At 68.1% G+C, this 14,103-nt stretch carries 13 protein-coding genes; all 13 read left to right on the forward strand.

Annotated features, from left to right (window positions below; all coding sequences use genetic code 11):
* The first annotated feature begins 101 nt into the window (after nt 1-101).
* The 13 genes from iolG to ACNKFW_RS22040 all read left to right on the forward strand — a co-directional run bounded on the left by iolG (nt 102) and on the right by ACNKFW_RS22040 (nt 14,059).
* Nucleotides 102-1,109: an inositol 2-dehydrogenase gene (iolG, locus tag ACNKFW_RS21980; protein ID WP_333483823.1), complete on the forward strand. Its 1,008-nt coding sequence runs from the start codon at nt 102-104 to the stop codon at nt 1,107-1,109.
* A 1-nt stretch (nt 1,110) separates the two neighbouring features.
* Nucleotides 1,111-1,929, forward strand: coding sequence for a sugar phosphate isomerase/epimerase family protein (locus tag ACNKFW_RS21985; protein ID WP_333483822.1), 819 nt, complete (start codon nt 1,111-1,113; stop codon nt 1,927-1,929).
* 74 nt (nt 1,930-2,003) lie between these two features.
* Entirely contained in the window at nt 2,004-2,930 is a 927-nt protein-coding gene (locus tag ACNKFW_RS21990; RefSeq protein WP_024844590.1) for a sugar ABC transporter substrate-binding protein, read from the forward strand.
* Between the two features lie 76 nt (nt 2,931-3,006).
* Nucleotides 3,007-4,113 carry an ABC transporter permease gene (locus ACNKFW_RS21995; protein ID WP_024844591.1) on the forward strand — a complete coding sequence of 369 codons (1,107 nt, stop codon included), beginning with the start codon at nt 3,007-3,009 and terminating at the stop codon, nt 4,111-4,113.
* Nucleotide 4,114: 1 nt separating this feature from the next.
* A complete protein-coding gene (locus ACNKFW_RS22000) occupies nt 4,115-4,894 on the forward strand; it encodes an ATP-binding cassette domain-containing protein (protein WP_333483821.1) in 780 nt (259 codons plus the stop codon).
* Nucleotides 4,894-6,021 carry a Gfo/Idh/MocA family oxidoreductase gene (locus tag ACNKFW_RS22005; RefSeq protein ID WP_333483820.1) on the forward strand — a complete coding sequence of 376 codons (1,128 nt, stop codon included), beginning with the start codon at nt 4,894-4,896 and terminating at the stop codon, nt 6,019-6,021. The genes ACNKFW_RS22000 and ACNKFW_RS22005 overlap by 1 nt, the downstream gene beginning before the upstream one ends.
* A complete protein-coding gene (locus ACNKFW_RS22010; RefSeq protein WP_418025655.1) occupies nt 6,008-7,924 on the forward strand; it encodes a bifunctional 5-dehydro-2-deoxygluconokinase/5-dehydro-2-deoxyphosphogluconate aldolase in 1,917 nt (638 codons plus the stop codon). Before ACNKFW_RS22005 ends, ACNKFW_RS22010 begins: the two co-directional genes overlap by 14 nt.
* A 106-nt stretch (nt 7,925-8,030) precedes the next feature.
* Nucleotides 8,031-9,866: a 3D-(3,5/4)-trihydroxycyclohexane-1,2-dione acylhydrolase (decyclizing) gene (gene iolD / locus ACNKFW_RS22015; protein ID WP_418025657.1), complete on the forward strand. Its 1,836-nt coding sequence runs from the start codon at nt 8,031-8,033 to the stop codon at nt 9,864-9,866.
* A gap of 9 nt (nt 9,867-9,875) precedes the next feature.
* Entirely contained in the window at nt 9,876-10,778 is a 903-nt protein-coding gene (gene iolE / locus ACNKFW_RS22020; protein WP_418025658.1) for a myo-inosose-2 dehydratase, read from the forward strand.
* 4 nt (nt 10,779-10,782) lie between these two features.
* On the forward strand, nt 10,783-10,968 hold the full coding sequence (locus ACNKFW_RS22025; RefSeq protein ID WP_024844597.1) for a hypothetical protein: 186 nt from the start codon (nt 10,783-10,785) through the stop codon (nt 10,966-10,968).
* Complete coding sequence (gene iolB / locus ACNKFW_RS22030) at nt 10,965-11,762, forward strand: 5-deoxy-glucuronate isomerase (RefSeq protein ID WP_028710536.1); 798 nt, start codon at nt 10,965-10,967, stop codon at nt 11,760-11,762. The genes ACNKFW_RS22025 and iolB overlap by 4 nt, the downstream gene beginning before the upstream one ends.
* Nucleotides 11,763-12,295: 533 nt before the next feature.
* A complete protein-coding gene (locus tag ACNKFW_RS22035) occupies nt 12,296-12,994 on the forward strand; it encodes a GntR family transcriptional regulator (RefSeq protein ID WP_028710535.1) in 699 nt (232 codons plus the stop codon).
* A 102-nt stretch (nt 12,995-13,096) separates the two neighbouring features.
* Nucleotides 13,097-14,059: a dihydrodipicolinate synthase family protein gene (locus ACNKFW_RS22040; protein ID WP_024844599.1), complete on the forward strand. Its 963-nt coding sequence runs from the start codon at nt 13,097-13,099 to the stop codon at nt 14,057-14,059.
* Nucleotides 14,060-14,103: the final 44 nt, after the last annotated feature.

The raw sequence follows: 14,103 nt of genomic DNA on the forward strand, positions 1-14,103 counted from the left end.
AGTTTGCTCGCGCGTGCATATTTTTCTTGCACGCGCGAGCAAACGAAAGCAGTCTGGCGCTAACAGACGATGCTGCGACTGATTCGAGGGAGGAGTGCAGGATGCTCGGGGTTGCCCTGCTGGGGGCTGGCCGGATCGGCCAGGTCCATGCGAAATCCATGACGGCAAACAAGGATTCGCGGCTGGTGGCCGTGGCCGATGCCCATGCCGAAGCCGCGCAGGCCCTGGCGGCGCGGATCGGCGCCCAGGCGCGTTCGGTCGATGAGATCCTGGCCGACGCGGGCATCGACGCGGTACTGATCGCCACCTCGACCGATACGCATTCGGACCTGATCCGGCGCGCGACGGCGGCGGGCAAGGCGGTCCTGTGCGAAAAGCCGGTGGACCTGTCGCTGGACCGCGCGCTTGAGACGCTGAAGGCCGCCGACGACGCCGGGCGCCCGGTGATGATCGGCTTCAACCGCCGCTTCGATCCGAACTTCGCCGCGCTGAAGGCCGCCTTTGACGGCGGAGAGATCGGCAAGGGCGAGTTGCTGTCGATCACCTCGTTCGACCCGGCGCCGCCCCCGCTCGAATATGTAAAGGTCTCGGGCGGGCTGTTCCGCGACATGATGATCCACGATTTCGACATGGCCTGCTGGATCTTCGGCGGCCCGCCGGCGCGCATCACGGCCACTGGCAGCGCGATGGTCGATCCCGAGATCGGCGCGGCGGGCGATGTCGATACCGCCGTGGTGACGATGCTTTGGGAGGATGGCCGCATCGCCGTCATCAAGAATTCGCGCCGCGCCGGCTATGGCTATGACCAGCGGATCGAGTTGCTGGGGGCCGGGGGCCTGCTGGCGGCAAAGAACGTTCTGGAAAACACCGTCGAGAAGATCACCGCCGAAGGCGCCGTCTCGGCCAAGCCGGTGCATTTCTTCCTGGAACGCTACATGCGCGCCTATGAGGACGAATGGACCGCCTTCGTCGAGGCGCTGAAATCCGGCGCCGACATGCCGGTGACGCTGCGCGAGGGCGTGGCCGCGCTGGCCTGCGCCGAGGCCGCGACCCGTTCGGCCCGGACCGGCGAGACGGCGGCGGTGACGCCGGCGATGCTGGGGGCCTGAGATGCGCCCGACCGGTTGCTGCACCTGGATCTTCGGCGGCGAGGATCTGGCCGCCATCGCCCTGCGGGTCAGCCGCGCCGGGCTGGACGGGGTCGAACTGCACGGCGATGTCGGCGGGATCGACCCGGTCCGGGCCGGGCGCATCTTCGCCGACCGGGGGCTGACCATCTTTTCGATCACGCCGGGCGATGCGGATATCTCGCATCCCGATGCCGCGATCCGCGAACAGGCGCTGGCCTATTACGAAAGGCTGGTCGGCTGGGCCGGGCAGCTGGGGCATGGCGCGCCGCGCATCTCGGTTCACGGGCTGGTGGGGCGGATCCGTCCCGTCTCGACCCAGGCCGGGGAGGACGCGCTGCTGGCCGACAGCGCCCGCCGCATCTGCGCCATGGCCGCGGCGGCCGGGCTGCCGGTCGTCTTCGAGATCCTGAACCGCTACGAAAGCCATCAGGTCCGCACCGTCGCCGAGGGGCTGGCGCTGCTGGACCGGGTCGGCGCGGCCAACCTGTCGCTGCTGCCCGACGCCTATCACATGAATATCGAGGAGGCCTGCCCGGCCGCCGCCCTGCGGGCGGGAGGCGCCAGCATCGGCCTCTATCACGTCGCGGATTCCAACCGCGGCGCCATCGGCGACGGCCATGCCGACATCGCCGCACAGATCCGCGCGCTGGATGATATCGGCTATGACGGCCCGGTCATCATCGAGCCCGCCGCCCCCGGCCCCGATCCGTTCAGCACGGACAAGGGCGAGGGGTATCGCGATATTCTGGAGGACATGCTGTTGCGCTCGGTCCGGGCGCTGCGTGCCCTTGGAAGCTGAATCCGGCAGCTGCGCCGGATGCTGGCTGGCGGAGGGGTCAGCCGGTCAAGATCTGTAAAAACTGGGAGGACAAGATGAAATACGCAACTGGTGCCGCCGCGACCGCCGTTTCGCTGTTGCTGGCGGGGGGCGCCCTGGCGCAGAACATCGTCGTCGTGGCGCATGGCCAGGCCAACGACCCGTTCTGGTCGGTGGTCAAGAACGGCGCCGCCAAGGCCGGCGAGGATACCGGCGCCAACGTCGATTTCCGCGCGCCCGAGACCTTCGACATGGTCCAGATGAGCCAGCTGATCGACGCCGCCGTGAACCAGCAGCCCGACGGGCTGGTCGTGTCGATCCCCGATGCGGATGCCTTGGGGCCGTCGATCCAGCGCGCGGTGGATGCGGGCATCCCGGTGATCTCGATGAACTCGGGCGGCGACGTGGCCCATGACCTGGGCGTGCTCTTGCATGTCGGGCAGTCGGAATACGACGCCGGCAAGGCGGCGGGCGAGAAGCTGGCCGAGCTGGGCGGCACGAAGGGCATCTGCGTCAACCACGAGGTCGGCAACGTCTCGCTGGACCAGCGTTGCGAGGGCTTCGCGGAAGGCTTCGGCAATCCGGTCTCGGTGATCCCGACGCAGATGGACCCGGCCGAGGTGCAGTCCAAGGTCCGCGCCGCGCTGGAGGCCGATCCCGAGGTGGACACCGTCCTGGCCCTGGGCGCCAGCATGGTGGGCGAGCCCTCGGTGGCCGCGGTCGAGGCGCTGGGGATGCTGGAGGACGTGCGCGTCGCCAGCTTCGATCTGTCGGCGGGCTTCCTGCAGGCCGTGGCCGACGGCAAGGCCGCCTTCGCCATCGACCAGCAGCAGTTCCTGCAGGGCTACCTGCCGGTTTCGTTCCTGGCGCTGCATGCCAGCTATGGCCTGATCCCGGCGGGCGACGTGCCATCGGGACCGAACCTGGTGGGCGAGGACGCGGCGGCGCAGGTGATCGACCTGTCGGCGCAGGGCATCCGCTGATCCGCCACGCATCCGGCGGGCGCGCCTTGCCGCGTGCCCGCCCCATCCGGAACCGATGAAGGGGAGGGGAAAACCCATGGCCTCGGACAGAACCCCATCCGCGGACGAGCGGATCAAGGCTGAATCTCTTGCGACCAGACTGATGAAGCGTCCCGAACTGGGCGCGATGGGCGGCGTGGTGCTGGTCACCATCTTCTTTCTGATCACCGCAAGCCCGGCCATGTTCACGCTGCCCGGCATCATGAACTTCCTGACGCCCGCCGCGCAGCTGGGCATTCTGGGCATCGCTGCCGCCATGCTGATGATCGGCGGCGAGTTCGACCTGTCCATCGGCTCGATGGTGGCCTTTGCCGGGATGATCTTCGGCGTGCTGGTGGTCAACATGGGCCTGCCGCTGATCTTCGCGATTCCGCTGACCATGGGCTTTGCTGCCGCGATGGGGGCGCTGAACGGCGCCATCGTGATCCGCACCGGCCTGCCCAGCTTCATCGTGACGCTGGCCTTCCTGTTCATTTTGCGCGGCGCCTCGCTGGTCGGGCTGAAGATGTTCACCGGCGGCTCGACCCAGCTGCGCGGCGTGCGCGAGGCGGTGTCGGGCGACTGGCTGGCGCCGGTCTTCTCGGGCGACGCCTTCGGCGGGCTGTTTCGCTGGATGGCCGAGATGGGCTGGATCGGCAAGCTGCGCTCGGGCGCGCCGACGGTGCCGGGCGTCCCGGTCGAGATCCTGTGGTTCATCGCCTTCGCGCTGGTCGCCACCTGGGTGCTGCTGCGCACGCCCGCCGGCAACTGGATCTTCGCCACCGGCGGCGACCGGAACGCGGCGCAGAATTCCGGCGTGCCGGTCCGCCGCGTCAAGATCTCGCTCTTCATGCTGACCGCCTGCGCGGCGGCGCTGGTGGCGATCATCACCGTGATCGACTCGGGCTCGACCGATGCGCGGCGCGGCTTCATGAAGGAATTCGAGGCGATCATCACCGCGGTGATCGGCGGCTGCCTGCTGACCGGCGGCTACGGTTCCGCCATCGGCGCCTTCTTCGGCGCGATCATCTTCGGCATGGTCACGATCGGGCTGACCTATACCGGCTTCGACCAGGACTGGTTCCAGGTCTTCCTGGGCGGGATGCTGCTCCTGGCCGTGGTGTTCAACAACGCCATCCGCAAGCGCGTGACGGGGGAACGCTGAGATGTCCGAACCCATCATCCACATGGAAAACATCAAGAAGCATTTCGGCAATGTCATCGCCCTGAACGGCGTGACCTTCGACGTGCGGCCGGGCGAATGCCACTGCCTTCTGGGCGACAACGGCGCGGGCAAGTCGACCTTCATCAAGACCATGTCTGGCGTCCACAAGCCGACCGGGGGCACGATCACCTTCGAGGGCAAACCGATGTCCTTCGACAGCCCCCGCGACGCGATGGAGGCCGGGATCGCCACGGTGTTCCAGGACCTGGCCATGATCCCGCTGATGAGCGTGACGCGCAACTTCTTCATGGGGCGGGAGCCCACCAAGGGACGCGGCCCGTTCAAGCGCCTGGACCTGGAGGCCGCCAACCGCATCACCATGGAAGAGATGCGCCGCATGGGCATCAACCTGCGCGCCCCCGACCAGGCCGTGGGCACCCTGTCGGGCGGCGAGCGCCAGACCGTCGCCATCGCCCGCGCGGTCCATTTCGGCGCCAAGGTGCTGATCCTGGACGAGCCGACCAGCGCGCTTGGCGTGCGCCAGACCTCGAACGTGCTGGCCACCATCGCACGGGTCCGCAGCCAGGGCGTCGGCGTGGTCTTCATCAGCCACAACGTCCGCCACGCGCTGGCGGTGGGCGACCGCTTCACGGTGCTCAATCGCGGCCAGACGCTGGGAACCGCGAAGAAGGGCGAGATCGACGCCACCGAATTGCAGGATCTGATGGCCGGGGGGCAGGAACTGGCGCAGCTGGAAAGCAGCCTCGGGGGGACGATCTGATGCCGGCCGGGCAGAGCATTGGCGTGGCGCTGATCGGCACCGGCTTCATGGGCAAGTGCCACGCGATGGCATGGCGCAATGTCGCCACGGTCTTCGGCGGCGCCCATCCCCGGCTGGAGATCCTGTGCGACACGCCCGAAGACAGGGCGCAGGCGATGGCCGCGCAGTTCGGTTTCACCCGCGCCAGCGCCGATTGGCAGGTGGCGCTGGCGGATCCGGCGGTGGACGTGGTCTCGATCACCACGCCGAACGGGCTGCATCGCCCGATGGCCGAGGCCGCCCTGCGCGCCGGCAAGCATGTCTGGCTGGAAAAGCCGATGGCGCTGACCCTGGATGACGCGGAGGCGATGGCGCGGCTGGCCGCCGCCCATCCCGGCCAGGTGACGATGCTGGGCTACAACTACCTGCGCAGCCCGGCCTTTCAGGCCGCGCGGGCGATGATCGCCGATGGCGCCATCGGTCGGCCGCTGGCCTTCCGCGGCGTCTATGACGAGGATTATTCCGCCGATCCCGACCTGCCCTGGTCCTGGCGGATGACCCATGAGGGCGGCGGCCTTGGCGCGCTTGGCGACCTGGGCTGCCATCTGGTCAGCCAGATGGTCGCGCTGATGGGCCCGGTGGCCGAGGTCACGGCCATCACCCAGATCGCGGTGCCCACGCGGCCTTCGCCCGAGGGCCCGCGCGCGGTGGAAAACGAGGACAGCGCGCTGGCGCTGATCCGCTTTGCCTCGGGCGCACAGGGGTCGTTTGCGACCTCGCGCGTGGCGCGGGGCCGCAAATGCCGGTTGCAATGGGAGGTTCATGGCAGCGGTGGCACGCTGGTCTTCGACCAGGAGAGCATGAACGAGCTGTGGGTCCATCGCGCGGACGAGCCGGGCTTCACCCGCCACCTGACCGGCCCGGGCCAGCCCGATTTCGCCGCCTTCTGCCCGGCACCGGGCCATAATTTCGGCTTCAACGAACAGAAGGTCGTGGAATGCCGCGACCTGGTCGCCGCCATCGGCGGTGCGCCCAATCCGGGGCCGGACTTCGCCGCAGGGCTGCAGATCGAGCGCATCATTCATGCCATGGCCGTCTCGCAGGGCAGGCCGGTGCGCGTGCAGGAGGATATCCATGAAGACGCTTGACGTTATCACGCTCGGCCGTTCGTCGGTTGATCTTTACGGCCAGCAGGTCGGGGGTCGGTTGGAGGACATGGGGTCGTTTGCGAAGTATGTGGGCGGGTCTCCGACGAATATCGCCTGCGGGGTTGCGCGGCTGGGGCTGCGGTCTGCGGTGATCACGAAGGTCGGGGACGAGCATATGGGCCGCTTCATCCGCGAGCAGCTGGCTCGCGAGGGCGTCGATGTGCGCGGCGTCGCGACCGATCCCGAGCGGCTGACGGCGCTGGTGCTCTTGGGCATCCGCGACGAGGACAGCTTCCCGCTGATCTTCTATCGCGAGAACTGCGCCGACATGGCGCTGAGCGAGGACGACATCGACGAGGGCTTCATCGCCGAGGCGCGCTCGGTGCTGGCCACCGGGACGCATCTGAGCCATCCGCGCACCGAGGCGGCGGTGCTGAAGGCGCTGGACCTGGCGAGGAAGCATGGCGCGAAGACGGCGCTGGACATCGATTATCGCCCGAACCTCTGGGGCCTGGCCGGGCATGGCGCGGGCGAAAGCCGCTTTGTCGCAAGCGCCGCGGTGACCGCCAAGCTGCAATCGACGCTGCATCTTTTCGACCTGATCGTCGGCACCGAGGAGGAATTCCACATCGCCGGCGGCACGACCGACACCATCGCGGCGCTGCGCGCGGTGCGGGCGGTCAGCGCCGCCACGCTGGTCTGCAAGCGCGGCGCGGCCGGCGCGGTGGCCTTCGAGGGCGCGATCGACGGCTGGGACAGCGGCCAGACCGGCCCCGGCTTCCCGATCGAGGTCTTCAACGTGCTGGGCGCGGGCGACGGCTTCTTTTCGGGGCTGCTGAAGGGCTGGCTGGACGGCGAGGGCTGGCCGCGCGCGCTGGAATATGCCAATGCCTGCGGGGCGTTTGCGGTCTCGCGCCATGGCTGCACCCCGGCCTATCCGTCGCTGGCGGAGCTGGAGTTCTTCCTGGGGCGCGGCGTGCTGCGGCCGGACCTGCGCAACGACGCGGAACTGGAACAGATGCACTGGGCCACGACCCGCACGGGTCCGGGCGCCGGGGACTGGTCCACGCTGCGGGTCTTTGCCTTCGACCATCGCGCCCAGCTCGAGGAGATGGCGGGCTACAGCCTTGAGAAGGGCGGCGCCTTCAAGCAGCTTTGCCTGCGCGCGGCCTTGCGGGTGCAGGATGGCCGGCCCGGCTACGGCATCCTCTGCGACGACCGCATCGGGCGGCGGGCGCTGCATGCGGCCTCGGGGACCGGGCTGTGGATCGGGCGGCCCTGCGAAGACCCTGGCTCGCGGCCGCTGGAGCTGGAACCGGAACTGGGCCCGGATTGCGGCGGGCTGGCCGAATGGGCGCGCCAGGACGTGGTCAAGGTGCTGTGCTTCTGCCATCCCGAGGACGACGCGGAAACGCGCGCCGCCCAGGAGGCAACCGTCAAGCGCCTGTTCACGGCCGCGCGCCGCAACGGGCTGGAGTTCCTGCTGGAGATCATCCCCTCGAAGGTCGGGCCGGTGGATGACGGGACCGCCGCGGCGCTGATCCGGCGGTTCTATGGCGCCGGGATCCGGCCCGACTGGTGGAAGCTGGAGCCGATGACGACCGCGGCCGCCTGGCAGAATGCCATCGACGCCATCGAGGAACACGACCGCCACACCCGCGGCATCGTGGTGCTGGGGCTGGAGGCGCCCGAGGCGGAGCTGGCCGCCAGCTTCAAGGTCGCGGCGGCGTTCCCGCTGGTGCGGGGCTTTGCCGTGGGCCGGACGATCTTCGGTGCGGTGGCGCGGGACTGGCTGGCGGGCCGCATCGGCGACGAGGAGGCGGTGCAGGAGATGGCGGCGCGTTATCAAAACCTGTGCGCGATCTGGGACGAGGCGCGCGCCGCCGGGCGGCAGGCGGCATGAGCGGGCTTTCATGCGCCGGGGCTTCGCCCCTCTTGGCCTGCGGCCAATTCACCCGAGGGTATTTGGAAAACGGAAAAGGACCGGCCTTGGTCCGGGAGGATAGGGGATGAGCGGCAACACGATCCGGCTGACGGCGGCGCAGGCGATGATGCGCTGGCTTTCCGTGCAGATGACCGAGGAGGGCGAACGGTTCATCGAGGGTTGCTGGGCGATCTTCGGCCATGGCAATGTCGCCGGCATCGGCGAGGCGCTGCACGGCATCGGCGCCGCCTTCCCGACCTGGCGCGGTCAGAACGAGCAGACCATGGCCCATGCCGCCATCGCCTATGCCAAGACCATGCGGCGCAGGCGGGCCATGGCGGTGACCTCCTCGATCGGGCCGGGGGCGACGAACATGGTCACGGCGGCGGCGCTGGCGCATGTCAACCGCCTGCCGGTGCTGTTCATTCCGGGCGATGTCTTTGCCAACCGCCGTCCCGACCCGGTGCTGCAGCAGATCGAGGATTTCGACGACGGCACGGTCAGCGCCAATGACTGCTTCCGCCCGGTCAGCCGCTATTTCGACCGCATCCAGCGCCCCGAGCAGCTGCTGACCGCCTTGCCCCGGGCGCTGCGGGTGATGACCGACCCGGCGAATTGCGGCCCGGTCACGCTGGCCTTCTGCCAGGACGTGCAGGCCGAGGCCTTCGATTACCCGGAACGCTTCTTCGAGCCGAAGATCTGGCGCATCCGCCGGCCCGAGCCCGACCCGGCCGAACTGGCCGAGGCGGTGCGCATGATCGCCGCCGCGAAGCGGCCGGTGATCGTCGCGGGCGGCGGGGTGCTTTATTCCGGCGCCGAGGCGGAGCTGGCGGATTTCGCGACCCGCCACGGCATCCCGGTGGTGGAAACCCAGGCCGGCAAGTCGGCGCTGTCCTGGGAGCATGAGCTGAACTTCGGCTCGCCCGGCGTGACCGGATCGGCCTGCGCGAACGAGCTGGCCGCGCGGGCCGACCTGGTGATCGGGCTCGGCACGCGGTTCCAGGACTTCACCACCGGCTCCTGGACGGTCTTCGCCGAGCCGGGGCGGCGGCTTTTGTCGATCAACCTGGCCGGTTACGACGCGCAGAAGCATGGCGCCACGCCGCTGGTCGGCGATGCCAGGGTGGCGTTGCAGCGGATCGGCGCGGCACTGGGCGACCGGCGCTTCGACTGGCACGATCCTGCCGCGCGGCGGGATTGGCATGAGGCGGTGGCCCGCGTGACCGCCGCGCCGGCGGAGGGCAATGCCCTGCCGACCGATGCGCAGGTGATCGGCGCGGTGCAGCGGGTGGCGCGCGCCAATACCGTGGCGATGTGCGCGGCCGGCACCATGCCCGGCGCGCTCCAGGTTCTGTGGCAGGCGGCGCCGGGCGGCTATCACATGGAATACGGCTATTCCTGCATGGGCTACGAGGTCGCGGGCGCCATGGGCATCAAGCTGGCCGCGCCGGATCGCGAGGTGATCTGCTTCGTCGGCGACGGCAGCTACATGATGGCCAACAGCGAGCTGGCGACGGCGGTGATGCGCCGCGTGCCCTTCACCGTGGTTCTGACCGACAATCGCGGCTATGGCTGCATCAACCGGTTGCAGATCGAATGCGGCGGGGCCGAGTTCAACAACATGTACAAGGACAGCAATGTCGCGGCGCAGCCCGAGATCGACTTCGTGGCCCATGCCGCCTCGATGGGCGCCCATGCCGAAAAGGCCGCCGGCATCGCCGATCTGGAGGCCAGGATCGTCGCGGCGCGCGCCCGCGACATCCCGACGGTGATCGTGATCGACACCGATGCGGTGCCGGGGCTGGATGTGGGCGGGCACTGGTGGGACGTCGCGGTGCCCCAGGCCGGCGGGCCCGCGCGGCTTGAACAGGCCCGCGCGCGCTACGACGCCAACGCGGCAAAGCAACGCATCTTCGACTGAGGAACAGCCATGATCCGCTATGGAACCAATCCCATCGCCTGGGCCAATGACGACGACCCGTCGATCGGCGCCCACATCCCGACCGAGCAGATCCTGCACGAGGCGGGCGAGGTCATCGGCTTCGACGGCATCGAGAACGGCCATCGCTGGCCCTCGGACCCGCAGGCGCTCAAGGAGCTCCTGGGCCGCTACGGGCTGAAATTCGTCTCGGGCTGGTATTCGACCGCGCTGCTGACCCGCTCGGTCGAGGCGGAGATCGCGGCGGTGCAGGAGCATCTGGCCAGGCTCAGGGCCAATGGCTGCAAGGTCTGCATCGCCTGCGAATGTTCGAACACCGTGCATGGCCGGCCCGACGTGCCGGTCAATGCCCGGCCGCGCCTGACGCCCGCGGAAATGGCCGAGTTCGGCCGCAGGATGGAGGCATTCGCGGCTTATCTGGCCGGGCAGGGCATCACCCTAGCCTATCACCACCACATGGGCACCGTGGTCGAGAGCCCCGAGGAGATCGACGCCTTCATGGCCGCGACCGGGCCGGCGACGCATCTGCTGTTCGATGCCGGGCATTGCACCTTCGGCGGCGGCGATCCCGAGGCGGTGCTGAGAAAGCATGTCGGCCGGGTGGCGCATTTCCACGCCAAGAACATCCGCCGCGCCGTGACCGAGGAGGTGCGCGCCCGGGACATGAGCTTCCTGCAGGGCGTGCTGGCCGGGGCCTTTACCGTGCCCGGCGATCCCGAGGGCGCCATCGACTTCCAGCCGCTGCTGAAGATCCTGGCCGAGGCCGGCTATGACGGCTGGCTGGTGATCGAGGCCGAGCAGGATCCTGGCCGATATAACCCGCTGGAATACCAGTCCCTCGGCCTGAAGTCGCTGAAGGCGGCGGCGCGCGCCGCGGGCCTCGACAGGGGCTGATCCCGTGCTGGTCGATCCCCGCCACCCGTTCTTTCGCCCGCTCCGGGTCCGTGTCCTCTGCGTCCTGCTGCCGCTCGCCTGGGCGGGGTTCGAGGCCGCCAGCGGCTCGGCCTTCTGGGCGATCCTGTTCGGCGCGGCGGGGGCCTATCTTTTCGTGATGCTTTTCCTGAACCGCAAGGAGGACCGATGAGCCTGCTCCGCCGCCCCTTCGGCACCCATGGCAAGGTGCATGAGATCACCCCGCAATCCGCCGGCTGGCGCTATGTCGGCTTCTCGCTCTACCGGCTGCGGGCCGGGGAAACTGCCGCCGAGGCGACCGGGGATCGCGAGGTCGTCCTGGTCATGGTCGAGGGCAAGGCCAGGATCCGGGCCGCCGGGCAGGACTGGGGCGTGCTGGGCGAGCGCATGGATGTCTTCGAGAAGACGCCGCCGCATTGCCTCTATGTCCCGAACGGTGAAGGCTGGGAGGCGGTGACCGAGACCGATTGCACCATCGCGGTCTGCTCGGCCCCCGGCCGGGGCGGGCACGCGGCGCGGCGCATCGGCCCCGAGGGCATCGCGCTGACCCAGCGCGGCGAGGGCAGCAACACCCGCTTCATCAACAACATCGCCATGGAGGCCGAGGATTTCTGCGACTCGCTGCTGGTCACCGAGGTCTTCACCCCTGCCGGGCATTGGTCGAGCTATCCCAGCCACCGCCATGACGAGGACGATTTCCCCCGCATCACCTATCTGGAGGAGACCTATTACCACCGCCTGAACCCTAGGGATGGCTGGGCGGTGCAGCGGGTCTATACCGATGACGGGTCGCTGGACGAGACAATGGCGGTGAAGGATGGCGATGTGGTGCTGGTCCCCCGCGGCCACCACCCCTGCGGCGCCCCCCACGGTTTCGAGCTCTACTACCTCAACGTCATGGCCGGGCCGCGCCGGGCCTGGCGATTCCTCCCCGCGCCAGAGGTCGAGCACATGATGCCGAGATAATCTCGCCGGGAAGCGGCGGGCGTCGGGGCATATTCTGAAATGACATGCCAATGCGCCGGCTTTGGCCCGGTACAACGGCACGGATAAGATTGCCGCCAAGGACGACGGTGCGTCAAAGGAGGGCAAGTGGTGCAAAGACGGGATGAAATGGCGTCCTCCTGACCCTCCAGCAGGAGCCTGCTGACGAAGAGATGCGAATCAGCTGCTCCGGCCCGCACGCTCTGCACGACGAGGGCAGAAGCCCGCCAAGCTCTCTGCAGTGATGAAATCGAGGCGCTGTAGGCTCCGCCAAATGAGGGCCGCACCCGATCCTGGTCGAGCATAGGTAGCCGGCTGACCGGTTCGGCAGATCTTTTCCAGATCGAATATCCTGTGGCAGCGCCCTGCCAAGTACGCCTTCTGGCAAAGCAATCCCGCGCTCATACGGAGGCTCCTGTGCTCATGGGCAAAGCTCGCAGGAGGATTGAACGGCCAGCAAACTCTAAGTATTCAAGTTGTCGACGTTGCTTGACGGCATTTTCAGGAGTTGCGCCATGGCCGAGACAGAGACCTTTCCCGAGCGCAGGCGCGGATCGGGCGTCAAGCTGGTCTATGACTCGCTGCGCGACGAAATCCTGGATCTGGTCCTGCCGCCGGGCAGCCCCATCGACGAAGTGCAGCTGGCCGAACGCTTCGGCATGTCCCGGACGCCGATCCGCGAGGCCCTGGTGCGGCTGGCGGGCGAGGGGCTGGTCGAGACGCTGCCGAACCGCTCGACCATGGTCGCCAATATCGACTTTCTCAACATGCACACGTTCTTCGACGCCCTGACGCTGATGTATCGCGTGACCACCAGGCTGGCGGCAAGCCATCACCAGCCCGCCGATCTGGAAATCATCCGCGAGCATCAGGCCAGGTTCACCGCCGCGGTCGAGGCGCAGGACGCGCTGGCGATGATCGCCTCCAATCGCGACCTGCATGCGGCCATCGCCGAGGCCGGCCGCAATCCCTATTACACCGGCCTGTTCCTGCGCCTCCTGGACGAAGGGCGCCGGCTTTTGCGACTGTATTACCAGTCGTTCAATGACCGCCTGCCGCGCGAATATGTCGATGAGCACGAAGCGATGATCGCGGCGATCGCGGCACGGGATGTCGAGCTGTGCGACCGGCTGGCAAAGGCGCATGCGGACCAGATCGTCCGCCAGATCCAGCAGTTCCTGGCCCGCGACCAGCGACAATCCTTGCCGCTGTAGGCGCCACGTCGATTCTTTGTCGACAAATAAAATGCAAAGACTAAAATGGTGGTTGAGAGAATCAGCCATCCCGCCCCTGCGCGACAGAAGGAGCCATCATCGATGAACACCCAGATCTTCACCGGCGTCATTCCCGCCCTGATGACACCCTGCACCGCCGACCGCCGGCCCGATTACGACGCCCTGGTGCGCAAGGGGCAGGAACTGATCGCGGCGGGAATGTCGGCGGTGGTCTATTGCGGCTCGATGGGCGACTGGCCGCTTCTGACCGATGCGCAGCGGATGGAGGGGGTGGAACGGCTGGTCAAGGCCGGGCTGCCGGTGATCGTGGGAACGGGGGCGGTGAACTCGGCCCTGGCCGTGGCCCATGCCGCCCATGCGCAGAAGGTCGGCGCGGCAGGGCTGATGGTCATTCCCCGGGTGCTGTCGCGTGGTGCCTCGGCCACGGCGCAGCGCCACCATTTCAAGGCGATCCTGGCGGCTGCGCCCGACCTGCCCGCGGTGATCTACAACAGCCCCTATTACGGGTTCGAGACCAAGGCGGACCTGTTCTTCGCGCTGCGTGCCGAGCATCCGAACCTTGTCGGCTTCAAGGAATTCGGCGGCGCCAAGGCGATGAGCTATGCCGCCGAGCACATCACCAGCGCCGATGAAAGCGTGATCCTGATGGCCGGGGTCGATACCGGCGTCTATCACGGCTACGTCAAATGCGGCGCCACCGGCACGATCACCGGCATCGGCAATGTCATCCCCAAGGAAATCCTGCATTTCGTCGCGCTGTCGAAGGCGGCGGCCGCCGGTGATGTGGACGCGCGGCAGCGCGCGCAGGAACTGGGCGAGGCGCTGGAGGTGCTGTCCTCCTGGGACGAGGGGACCGACCTGGTGCTGTATTACAAGCACATGATGGTCCTGCAGGGCGAGGCGGAATACCGCCTGCACTTCAATGAAACCGACGAGCTGACCCCCAGCCAGCGGGTCTGGGCCGAAAAGCAGTTCGACCAGTTCAAGACCTGGTATGCGGAATGGAGCAAGCAGCCGGGCGCGGTGCAGAAATACGCCGCCTGACCGCCGCGGCCCGAGGCCCTTCCGGTAGCGGAAGGGCCTTTTCC

Source organism: Paracoccus sp. TD-10 (genome assembly GCF_048270675.1).
In the GTDB taxonomy this organism is placed as follows: Bacteria; Pseudomonadota; Alphaproteobacteria; order Rhodobacterales; family Rhodobacteraceae; genus Paracoccus; species Paracoccus pantotrophus.